Origin of the sequence: Pseudomonas sp. KCJK9058, from assembly GCF_046230975.1 — a bacterium.
Classification (GTDB): Bacteria; Pseudomonadota; Gammaproteobacteria; order Pseudomonadales; family Pseudomonadaceae; genus Aquipseudomonas; species Aquipseudomonas alloputida.
Genome location: NZ_JBJJLR010000060.1, coordinates 19384 through 30870, shown reverse-complemented (window position 1 = coordinate 30870; position 11487 = coordinate 19384). Strand labels below are relative to the sequence as shown.

General features: G+C 62.9%; 8 protein-coding genes and 1 pseudogene. All 9 read right to left on the bottom strand.

Going from position 1 to position 11487, the window contains the following annotated elements; genetic code table 11:
- Positions 1-754, bottom strand: a pseudogene (locus ACK59Z_RS23235) (glucose-6-phosphate isomerase); the annotation flags it as partial.
- A gap of 208 nt (positions 755-962) precedes the next feature.
- Complete coding sequence (gene panC, locus ACK59Z_RS23230; RefSeq protein WP_047603399.1) at positions 963-1826, bottom strand: pantoate--beta-alanine ligase; 864 nt, start codon at positions 1824-1826, stop codon at positions 963-965.
- The gene (gene panB, locus ACK59Z_RS23225) at positions 1823-2623 is read right to left on the bottom strand and encodes a 3-methyl-2-oxobutanoate hydroxymethyltransferase (protein WP_003249992.1); all 801 of its coding nucleotides are present in this window, start codon (positions 2621-2623) and stop codon (positions 1823-1825) included. Before panB ends, panC begins: the two co-directional genes overlap by 4 nt.
- A 262-nt stretch (positions 2624-2885) precedes the next feature.
- Positions 2886-3365, bottom strand: a complete 480-nt coding sequence (folK, locus tag ACK59Z_RS23220) for a 2-amino-4-hydroxy-6-hydroxymethyldihydropteridine diphosphokinase (RefSeq protein WP_003249995.1) — start codon at positions 3363-3365, stop codon at positions 2886-2888.
- Positions 3362-4744 (bottom strand): polynucleotide adenylyltransferase PcnB, encoded by a 1383-nt coding sequence (locus tag ACK59Z_RS23215; protein WP_003249997.1) that lies wholly within the window; start codon positions 4742-4744, stop codon positions 3362-3364. The genes folK and ACK59Z_RS23215 overlap by 4 nt, the downstream gene beginning before the upstream one ends.
- Before the next feature lie 968 nt (positions 4745-5712).
- Positions 5713-7155, bottom strand: a complete 1443-nt coding sequence (locus tag ACK59Z_RS23210) for a sigma-54 dependent transcriptional regulator (RefSeq protein WP_012053739.1) — start codon at positions 7153-7155, stop codon at positions 5713-5715.
- Positions 7156-7159: 4 nt separating this feature from the next.
- A complete protein-coding gene (locus tag ACK59Z_RS23205) occupies positions 7160-10135 on the bottom strand; it encodes a sensor histidine kinase (protein WP_017147961.1) in 2976 nt (991 codons plus the stop codon).
- Positions 10119-10295, bottom strand: coding sequence for a hypothetical protein (locus tag ACK59Z_RS23200; RefSeq protein ID WP_003250005.1), 177 nt, complete (start codon positions 10293-10295; stop codon positions 10119-10121). Before ACK59Z_RS23200 ends, ACK59Z_RS23205 begins: the two co-directional genes overlap by 17 nt.
- A 245-nt stretch (positions 10296-10540) precedes the next feature.
- Positions 10541-11428 carry a tRNA glutamyl-Q(34) synthetase GluQRS gene (gluQRS, locus tag ACK59Z_RS23195; RefSeq protein ID WP_003250007.1) on the bottom strand — a complete coding sequence of 296 codons (888 nt, stop codon included), beginning with the start codon at positions 11426-11428 and terminating at the stop codon, positions 10541-10543.
- Positions 11429-11487 lie beyond the last annotated feature (59 nt).

Below are 11487 nucleotides of genomic sequence, written 5' to 3'. Positions count from 1 at the left end.
CCTTGTTGCTGGACACTGCAATGAAGTGGCGGTACAGCTCGGCTTCCGAGCCGCCTTGGGCCAGGTACCAGGTCCGCGCGGCCATGGCGTTTTTCAGCGTCTCGAGGGTGTTGAACGACTTCGACGAGACGATGAACAGGGTGGTTTCGGCGCGCAGGTTGGCCGACAGCTCGTGGAACTCGCTGCCGTCGATATTGGCCAGGTAGTGGCAGCGCACGCCGCGCTGGGCGTAGGGTAGCAGCGCTTCGGACACCAGCTCGGGGCCGAGGAACGAACCGCCGATGCCAATGTTGACCACGTCGGTGATCGGCTTTTCGCTGTAGCCGCGCCACAGGCCATCGTGAATGCGGCCAACCAGTTCGGTAATCTGGTTGAGCACCTTGTGCACTTCCGGCATGACGTTCACGCCGTTGACGCTGAGTTTGTCACCTACGGGCCGGCGCAAGGCGGTGTGAAGCACCGGGCGGCCTTCGGAGGCGTTGATGATCTCACCGCTGAACATCGACTTGATGGCGTCTTGCAGGCCCACTTCATTGGCCAGGCTGACCAGCAGCTCGCGGCTTTGCTCGGTGATCAGGTTTTTTGAGTAGTCGAGGAACAGGCCGCAAGCGCTAAGGGAAAACTGGTCGAAGCGCTTGGCATCGGCGGCGAAGGCTTCGCGCATGCTGAAGCTTTGCATGGCGTCGCGGTGTTTCTGAAGCGCCTGCCAGGCGGGCAGGGCCGTCACATCGTGGGGTGTACGGTAATACGCCATTGCGCGGGGTTCCCTTGGTGCGTGGTGAGGGCTTGGACACGGCAGTCGTTGCCGGGTTCAGGCTGGCACCATTATAGGCAAAGGCCACGTGCTGGGAATGGGTATGGCAGGGGGATTTTGGTGGGGCATTGCAAGCAAGCCCGCCCCTACAGGTAAACGTGCAGGAGCGGGCTTGCCCGCGAATGGGCTGCAAGGCAGCCCAAGACCGTTATGCGGTCTTCTCTTCCACATGCAGGTAGAGGTTGTCGATCAAGCGTGTGTTACCCAGGTAAGCCGCCGCAATCACCACCAGGTCTCGATCATCGATCACTGCCGGGCGCAAGCTTACGGCATGGCGTACCTCCAGGTAATCCGGGCGGAAACCCGCTGCGCTCAGTTGCGCCTGGCCTTCAGCGACCAGCGCGGCAAAATCCCGCTGGCCATGACCGATGCCCGCTGCAATGTGCTGCAGTGTGCGGTACAGCGCTGGCGCAACAGTAAGCTGCTCTGGCGTGAGGTAGCCATTGCGCGACGACAGCGCCAAGCCGTCTTCGGCACGCACGGTGGGTTCGCCGATGATCTGGATCGGCATGTTCAGGTCGCGCACCATGGCGCGGATCACCGCCAACTGCTGATAGTCCTTCTCGCCGAACACGGCAAGGTCTGGCTGGACCATGTTGAACAGCTTGTTGACCACGGTGGCCACGCCCTCGAAATGCCCAGGCCGGCTGGCGCCGCACAGGCCTTCGGAAAGCTGCGGCACGCTGACGCGTGTCTGCACGCTCATGCCGTCGGGGTACATCTCTTCCACGGTGGGCGCGAACAGCAGGTTGCAGCCGGCCTGCACCAGGCGCTCCTGGTCGGCTGCCAGGGTGCGTGGGTATTTGTCGAGGTCTTCGTTGGCGCCGAACTGCAGCGGGTTGACGAAGATACTGGCGACCACGAAGTCGGCGCGCTGGGCAGCCTTGGTCACCAAGGCTGCATGGCCGCTGTGCAGGTTGCCCATGGTCGGCACGAAACCGATGCGTTTGCCCTCACCGCGCGCGCGGGCCACTGCCGCGCGCAGTTCGCGGACGGTCTTGACTGTATTCATGCACTGAACCCGTGTTCGCTGCCTGGGAAACTGACTTGCTTGACCGCCTCAACGTAAGCGACGAGGGCGCTATGGATATCCGGTTGGCCCTGCATGAAGTTCTTCACGAACTTCGGTACCCGGCCGCTCAGCGACAGGCCGAGCATGTCGTGCAGTACCAGTACCTGGCCATCGGTGGCGCTGCCGGCGCCAATGCCGATTACCGGGATGCCAACGGCATTGGTGATTTCCGCTGCCAGCTCGCTGGGTACGCACTCGAGCAGCAGCATTGCCGCACCGGCCTGTTCCAGGGCAATGGCGTCGGCGCGCATCTGCCGGGCCTGGGCCTCCTGGCGGCCCTGCACTTTGTAGCCGCCCAGCACGTTGACGGTTTGCGGGGTCAGGCCCATGTGCGCGCACACCGGCACACCACGCTCGGCCAGCAAGCGGATGGTTTCGGCCAGCCAGGCTGCGCCTTCGATCTTCACCATGTGGGCGCCGGCCTGCATCAGTGTGGCGCTGTTGGCAAAGGCCTGCTCCGGCGTGGCGTGGGCCATGAACGGCAGGTCGGTGAGGATCAGCGCGCCGTCGTTGCCGCGTTTGACGCTGGCGGTGTGGTAGGCCATCTCCGCCGTGGTGACCGGCAAGGTGCTGTCGTGGCCCTGCAGGACCATCCCCAGCGAGTCGCCCACCAGCAACACTTCAACGCCGGCCTGGCTGGCGGCCTTGGCGAAGGTCGCGTCGTAGCAGGTCAGCATGGTGATTTTTTCACCCTTGGCCTTGAGGCCGTTAAGGGTGGTAAGGGTTACTTCAGGCATGTAGGAAATTCCTCGTTCAGGCGCTGTAAAAAACGACTGCATTCAACGCGTGTAGTCATCTTCCGGAGCGGCACATCATCGCGCGTGATGTTCGGGCACAGGTCCGTCCGGGCCTAAATACGGGTATGCGGCACTTTGGTGCCACACGGGACGCCTATAGTCGTGAGCGAGGTGGGGGAAGTCAATCACCCTGTTACCGCATTGTTACGATCAGGGTGTTACTGGCGTTACCGAGGTGGTAATGCAGGCTGGAACGCCCGGTCTACAGGCGTTCCAGGCCGACGAATGGGCATTCGTCGAGCAGTTGCGCGAGGGCACGACCATCGGCCAGGCGGAAATCGCCCGGTACCAGCTCGGCCAACGGATACAGCACGAAGGGGCGGGCATGCATGTGGTAATGCGGCACTTTCAGGCGTGGCTGGTCGAGCACCTGGTCACCGAACAGCAAGATGTCCAGGTCCAGCGTACGTGGGCCCCAGCGTTCCTTGCGCACGCGGCCCTGGTCGTTTTCGATGGCCTGCAACGCATCGAGCAATGCCAGTGGCGCCAGGGTGGTGTCCAGGGCGGCGACAGCGTTGGTGTAGCGCGGTTGGCCGGGCAGCAGCGAATCACTGGTGTACAGGGCCGAGGCGGCTACCAGGCGCGTGGCTTCGACCTGGTCCAGCGCCTGCAAGGCGCTACGCAACTGCTCGGCAGGTGCGTCCAGGTTGCTGCCCAGACCTACGTAGGCGCGAATGGTCACTCGAACGCCTCGTCGCCACTGCGCTTGCGTTTGCTGCCGCTGCGCTTGCGCTTGCGCGGGCCGGCACTGTCGTCACGGCTACCAAGCTCGCGGATCATCTCGCGGCGCTCGCTGTCGTTTGCCTCCTGGTAATCGGTCCACCACTGGCCCAGGTCGTCGGTTTCTTCCCCGGCGCTTTCACGCAGCAGCAGGAAGTCGTAACCGGCGCGGAAACGCGGGTTGTCCAGCAGCATGTCGGCGCGCTTGCCACTGCGGCGCGGCAGGCGCTCCTGCATGTCCCAGATCTCGCGGATCGGCAGGGTGAAACGCTTGGGGATGGCAATGCGCGCGCACTGCTCGGCGATCAGGTCGTGGGCTGCACCGTTCATGGCCGGGATCGGCGGCACGCCCTGGTTCTGCAGGTGCAGCACACGGGCCGGCAGAGCTGGCCAGAGCAGAGCAGCAAACAGGAAGGCTGGCGTCACCGGCTTGCCCTGCTTCACGCGCAGGTCGGTGTTGTTCAGTGCCTGGCTGATCAGCGTGTGGGTGTAGGTCGGCCGCTCATCCAGCGCGTGGGCACTGGCCGGGAACAGCGGTTCGAACAACTCCAGGTCAACCAGCATTTCGAAGGCGATGGCACCTTGGCCGCTGAGGAACAGCTTGAGGCATTCCTCGAACAGGCGCGCGGGTGGAATTTCGCGCAGCATCGGGGCCAGGCCGCGAATTGGCAGGTAGGTGTGCTTTTCGATGCCAAAGTCGAGCTTGGCAGCAAAGCGCACCGCGCGCAGCATGCGCACCGGGTCTTCCTGGTAGCGGTGGGTCGGGTCCCCGATCAGCCGCAGCAGGCGATTGCGCACGTCGTGCACACCGTTGGCGTAATCGAGAATGCGCTCGCTGACCGGATCGTAGTACAGGGCGTTGATGGTGAAGTCGCGGCGTTGCGCGTCCTCTTCCAGGGTGCCGTACACGTTGTCTCGCAGAATGCGGCCACTGGCGTTATGCGACGAACGGTGGGCATCACCCTGGTCGTCCTCGGAGTGGTGGGCGCGGAAGGTGGCGACTTCAATGATCTCACGGCCGAAATGCACATGGACCAATTTGAAGCGACGACCAATGATGCGGGCGTTGCGGAACTCGGCACGGACCTGTTCGGGGGTGGCGCTGGTGGCGACGTCGAAGTCCTTCGGCGTGATGCCCAGCATCAGGTCGCGGACACAGCCACCGACCAGGTAAGCCTGGTAGCCGGCGCTTTGCAGGCGCTCCACGATGTTCACCGCATGACGGCTGAACTGGTGGCGCTGCAGCGAGTGCTGGCTCTTGTTGATCACCTCGGGCGTGGTGCGCCTGTGGTGCGGGCCCGGTACGGGCGGGCGGAAAGACTGGAACAGCTTCTTCAGCATGGGATGCACTGTGTGAAGGAATGTTCGGCCAAGAATAGGAGAATGGCCGCATGATGGGCGGGGATTCTAGCATTTACTCGGGGAATGGTGTAGGCGGGTAGCAGGATGCCTGCCAGAAGGGTAGAAACGACAAGGGGAGCCTAAGCTCCCCAAGAAGTCGTTGCGTGCTCTTATTGTTTTTTTGCTGGGCTTCTTGTTTTTGTTGAGTGCCCTGTCCACAAATCTCGAAGCTTGTGGACGACCCCCAAACCGGGGGTAAAGAGCAAACGGATTGCTTTGGCCGCTGATGACACGTTGATCTGTCGATCCAACCAGTTCAGGCGCTGCTTTTAGTGCAGTTTTTGTTGTTCTCTGCCTGGTTGTGGGGCAAGCCCCAAACACGCATCCTCTCCAAAAGAATCAGTTAGCTGCGCCTCCGCCATCTTGTTTTTATTGTGCGTGAGCCGTTTCGTCTTGTTCTTATTCTGAGTTGCAGTGCTTGTTATTGTTCTTGTACCAAACATATAGCAGGTGCCGTGCCAACTTTTCAAAACTCAGTAAATTCAAGGGGTTGGGCGGGTTCTGCAATTTTTGGCAGGTCGAAAATGTCGCAATTTCGTTACCGTACGCCTCGGGGACTGTTACGGCGGAAAGCTTGGGTAACAGATTTTTACGGGAGGTGAGGTGTTACCTGGGGTGTTCGCCGTGACACGTTCAGCGCCTGTGAGGCCGAGCGCCGCCCGCGCGGCGCTTCGCGGCTAAAGCCGCGCCTACATGTGTTCGGGCTAATTTTTTCTGTGGGATTTGAGCGCGAACGCCTTGGCGCATGGCTCGAGATTGCGTCGTACAACAAGGCGGTCGCGCGCGTGTGGCACAGGAGGGACTGGCCCGAAACAAATGTAGGCGCGGCTTTAGCCGCGAAGCGCCGCGCGGGCGGCGCTCGGTCTCACCGACGCCGCATAGGCTACCGCGTACGGTGCGCAGGTCGGTTATTCGCTGGTAGCGTTGCTCTTGCGCCGTGGTATGCCCAGGCGTTGGCGGCGTTCCCACAGGCACTTGCGGCTGACGCCGAGCTTGCGTGCCAGTTCGGTCTCGGTCATGTGGTCCTGGTGCTCAAGCACGAAGTGCTGGAAGTAGTCTTCCAGCGACAGGTCTTCGGTCGGCTCGTGGCTGGCATTGCCCGCGTTGGCCACCACCAGGGCATTGTCGAGGATGTCGTCCTCTTCCAGGTCGCTCAGCTCGATGTCGATGCCCAGCAGCTCGGCGGAAATTTCTGCGCTCTCGCTGAGAATCACCGCGCGCTCCACGGCATTTTCCAGTTCACGCACGTTACCGGGCCAGCTGTAGTGACGAATGGCTTGCTCGGCCTCGGCCGAGAAGTGCAGGTCGTCGCGGCCGATACGAGCGCTTTGGCGGGCGAGGAAGACGCTGGCGATCTCGTTGACGTCGCTGCCACGCTCGCGCAGGGCCGGCAGCTTCAGGGCGATGACGTGCAGTCGGTAATACAAGTCTTCACGGAACTGGCCGGCCTTGGCCAGGTTTTTCAGGTCGCGGTGGGTCGCGGCGATCAGGCGCACATCGACCTTTTGCGACTGCACCGAACCTACCCGGCGTATCTCGCCTTCCTGCAGCACACGCAGCAGGCGAGCCTGGGCTTCCAGCGGCAGTTCGCCAATTTCATCGAGGAACAGCGTACCGCCATCGGCGGCCTCCACCAAGCCGGCGCGCCCGGCGCTGGCGCCGGTGAACGCGCCTTTTTCGTGGCCGAACAGTTCGGATTCGATCAGCGTTTCGGGGATGGCCGCGCAGTTCACCGAGATCATCGGTGCCTTGGCCCGGCGAGACAGATTGTGCAGGGCGCGGGCCACCAACTCTTTACCGGTGCCGGACTCACCCTGGATCAGCACATTGGAGTCGGTAGGCGCGACTTTGCGGATCTTGCTGTACATGTCCTGCATGGGCTGGCACGAGCCGATGATGCCGATCTCGCCATTGGCCGTTGCCGCGCTGCCTTTGTCGGACGCTGTAGCCTTACCATTGCTGGCGCGTGGCTCGGCAGGCGGTGCAGCAGCGGGGGCGTTCTGCCGGTCACGCAGAATACGCGCTACGGCCTGCAGCATCTCGTCATGGTCGAAGGGCTTGGCAATGTAGTCCACCGCGCCCATTTTCATCGAGTCCACCGCTGAGCGCAGGCTGGCGTAACTGGTCATGATCAGCACCGGGGTGCCCTGGCCGAGCTTGATCAGCTCGGTGCCGGGCGCGCCTGGCAGGCGCAGGTCACTGACGATGAGGTCGAAAGTGGCAATGCTGAAGCGTTCCTGGGCTTCCTGCACCGAGCCGGCCTCGCTGACCTGGTACTGGTTCCGCTCAAGCAGGCGACGCAGGGCCGAGCGGATGATGGTTTCGTCTTCGACGATCAGAATGTGCGGCATTGATTCAATTCTCTCGACGGTCTCGAATTTCAGGGGACGTCGCTACGACATGCCGGGGCAGGGTCACGCGGATCCGGGTGCCACGTTGCCGTTCGATATCGGCCGGGCTGTCGATGGTGATTTGCCCATAATGCTCTTCCACGATGGAATAGACCAGAGCGAGCCCCAGTCCGGTTCCTTCGCCCGGGTCCTTGGTGGTGAAGAAGGGTTCGAACAGGCGGTCCATGATGTTCTTCGGAATCCCGCTGCCTTCGTCTTCGACGATCAGGTCGACGGTGTGCTCGTTAACCTCGCTGCGCACGCGCACGGCGCTACCGGGCGGCGAGGCATCGCGTGCGTTGGAGAGCAGGTTGATCAGCACCTGGGCCAGGCGCTGCGGGTCACCTTCGGCCCAATGGTCCGGGTCGCAAAGGTTGAAGAACTGTACTTCGAAATTGCGCCGGTTCAACGCCAGCAGACCGATGGCGTCTTGTGCCACTTCGGCCAGGCACACCGGTTCCTCGCTGTTCTGGTGGCTGCCGCCAGCATGGGCGAAGCTCATCAGCGACTGGACGATGCGCGATACGCGCTTGGTCTGGTCCAGGATCTGGCTGGACAACTCGATGATTTCGCCATCGCCTTCGCGTTCCTCGCGCAGGTTTTGCGCCAGGCAGGCGATGCCGGTGATAGGGTTGCCGATCTCGTGGGCCACGCCTGCGGCCAGGCGGCCAATGCTGGCCAGGCGTTCGGAGTGCACCAGCTTGTCTTCCAGTGCCTGGGTTTCGGTGAGGTCCTCCACCAGCAATACCAGCCCGCTGTTACCGGGTGCCAGTGGCTCGTCAATGGCTGCCTTGTGCAGGTTCAGCCAGCGTGGCTGGCCGTCCAGCGCCAGGCGCTGCTTGTGCAGGTGCTCGTCGGGCACGTTGATGAAGCCTTGCAGCAGGCCGCGCCAAGGCTCGTCGATGGTGACCAGGCGCGAGCCGACCACATGCTTGGCGGCGATGCCGGTGAGCTCTTCCATGGCCTTGTTCCACATCAGGATTTCCTGGTCCTTGGCCAGTGAGCAGACGCCCATGGGCAATTCCTGCAGGGTCTGGCGATGGTAGCGGCGCAAGGCATCGAGTTCGGCGGCCAGCCCGGTCAGGCGCGAGTGGTAGTCTTCCAGGCGGCTTTCGATGAAGTGGATGTCTTCGGTCACGTAGTTTTCGTTGCCGGACTTGTACGGCAGGAAAGTCTCGACCATGTCCTGGGCCACGCTCGGCCCCATCAGGCCGGACAAGTTGGCTTCGATGCGGTCGCGCAGGCGGCGCAGGGCATAGGGGCGGCGTTCGTCGAACGGCAGGTAGAGGTCGCGCAGTGCTTGCTCGACTTCCTTTTGCGCGGCCTTGGCGCCCAGCGGCTTGGCCAGCTGGGTGGCGAATTCCTGCGGCGAGGCGGCGTGCAGCTCGCGGCGCTGCGGGCGGCGCACGTTATCCACTGCACAGGCTTCGGCCGCGCTGACCTCTTCGGCGCTGGCGTTGGTGAACAGTGAGATCAGGGTGAACAGCAGCACGTTGGCCGCCAACGAGGCGATGGCTGCCATGTGCCAGCTGGTGTCGTCCAGCACATAGATCATGTCCAGCAGCGGGATGTAGAAGCCCTGCAAGTTGCCGAGAAGCGGCAGCAGCATGGTCACCATCCACACCAGGGTGCCGGCCAGCAGCCCGGCGATGAAACCGCGGCGGTTGGCGGTTGGCCAATAGAGCACCGACAGCACCCCAGGCAGGAACTGCAAGGTGGCGACGAACGCGACGATACCCAGGTTGGCCAGGCTCTGGTGGTAGTTCTGGCTCAGGTAGAACATGAAGCCGGCAGTGATGATGGCGACGATCAATGCACGGCGGGTCCACTTCAGCCAACGGTAGATGTTGCCTTCGGCCGGGGGCTGGTAAAGCGGCAGCACCAGGTGGTTCAGGGCCATGCCCGACAGCGCCAGGGTGGTGACGATGATCAGGCCGCTGGCTGCCGACAGGCCGCCAATGTAGGCCAGCAGTGCCAATGCCTGGTTGTTGGCGGCGATGCCCAGGCCCAGGGTGAAGTACTCGGGGTTGGTGCTGGCGCCCAGGCGCAGGCCGGCCCACAGCACCAGCGGCACGGCAAGACTCATCAGCAGCAGGAACAGCGGCAGGCCCCAGCTGGCGCTGACCAGCGAGCGCGGGTTGAGGTTTTCGGTAAAGGCCATGTGGTACATGTGCGGCATGACGATGGCCGAGGCGAAGAACACCAGCAGCAGGGTGCGCCATGGGCCTTCCTGCAGGGGGGTGTGCAGGGCGGCGAGGGCGGTCTGGTTCTGCAACAGCCAGACTTCCAGCTCGTGCGGGCCGCCGAATACGCCATACAAGGCATACAGGCCGATGCCGCCCAAGGCCAGCAGCTTGATCACCGACTCGAAGGCGATGGCGAAAACCAACCCCTCATGCTTTTCGCGCGTGGCGATGTGCCGCGAGCCGAAGAAGATGGTGAACAGAATGATCAGCGTGCAAAAGGCAAAGGCCACCCGGGCCTTGACCGGTTCACCGGTAAGGATGCTGATCGAGTCGGCCACGGCCTGGATCTGCAGGGCCAGCAACGGGAGCACGCCAATCAGCATGATGATGGTGGTCAAGGCCCCGGCCCAGGTACTGCGGAAGCGGAAGGCCAGCAGGTCGGCCAGGGATGACAGCTGGTAGGTGCGGGTGATCTTGAGGATCGGATAGAGCAGCACCGGCGCCAGCAGGAATGCGCCAGACACCCCCAGGTAACAGGCAAGGAAGCCGTAGCCGTACTGGTAGGCCAGACCAACCGAGCCATAGAAGGCCCAGGCACTGGCGTAGACGCCCAGCGACAGGGTGTAGGTGAGTGGGTGGCGAATGATCGAACGCGGGATCAGCCCGCGCTCGCTGATCCAGGCCACGCCGAACAGCACCATGAGGTACCCGGCGCTGATCAGGATCATCTGGGTCAGGCTAAAGCTCATCGGCATCTCTTTGGCTCTGCAGGATGAAGGTGACGACGATCAGGATCAGCCAGAGCAGGTAGGGGCGGTACCAGGCTCCGGTCGGTTCGATCCACCAGTCCATGATGGCCGGGGAGAACAGGTAGATCCCCACGACCAGAAGCAGGACCAAACGATAGATGTACATGCTGGCCTCGATGGTTGGGCGCTGCGGGCTTGAACTTATTATTGGCGCAAATGGCAGTGGGGATGCTAGCGGGAATCCACAGCGTTCGCCAAGGGTTTGAATTTATTGGACTTTTGTTTTTGAGAGGTGGAATGAATGTGCCGGCCTCTTCGCGGGTGAGCCCGCTCCTACAGGTAAAGCGTCGCCTCTAGGTTTATTGAGGACCCTGTGGGCGCGGGCGCACCCGCGAAGAGGCCGGTAAAGGTTCAGCGCAAATCAGCCTCTGGCACCGTGGTCCGCTGCGCGATGGCTTCCGGCCGCCATTGCGTGCGCGCGACTGCCAGCACCTCTGCCGGCGTCGCCAACAGCAGTTCCGGGTCTGTCTCCTGCCCAAGCGCCCGCAATGCCCGCAGCAGCAGGGGGGTAGCATGCTCCGCCTGCAGTGGCGGTGAACGGTACGACTTGCCCAGCTTGTGCCCATCCGGCTGCACGATCAGCGGAATATGCAGGTAACGCGGCTGTGAGAAGCCCAGCAACTCCTGCAGGTACAGCTGGCGCGGGGTGTTGTCGAGCAGGTCGGCACCCCGCACGATGTCGGTAACACCCTGCCAGGCATCGTCCAGCACCACGGCCAGCTGGTAGGCGTACAACCCGTCACGACGCTGGATGACGAAGTCGCCCACCTCACGCCCCAGGTGTTGCTGGTACTCACCCTGCACCCGGTCGGTAAAGCGGTAGATCAGCTCTGGCACCCGCAAGCGGATGGCCGCCCCTTCACGGGCATGCCCGGCGTTACGGCAAAAGCCCGGGTAGATGCCGTTGTAGCGTTCCAGTTGCTTGCGCGAGCAGGTGCATGCATACGCCAGGCCCATGTTGAACAGGCGGTCTACCACGGCAGCATAGGCATCGTGGCGCTGGCTCTGGAATACCACCTCGCCATCCCAGTGCAGGCCGTAACGTTCCAGTGTCTGGAGGATGGCATCGCGGGCGCCGGGCATTTCCCGGGGCGGGTCGGTGTCTTCCATGCGCAGCAGCCAGCGGCCGTTGACGGCGCGGGCATCGAGCCAGGAGGCGAGGGCGGCGACCAGCGAGCCGAAGTGCAGGAAGCCGCTGGGGGTGGGGGCGAAGCGCCCGATGTAGCTGGAGTCGGTCATGGTCAGGCTGGGCATATAAATGAAACGGGGCGCATGATGCGCCCCGTTCAGGTGGAAGA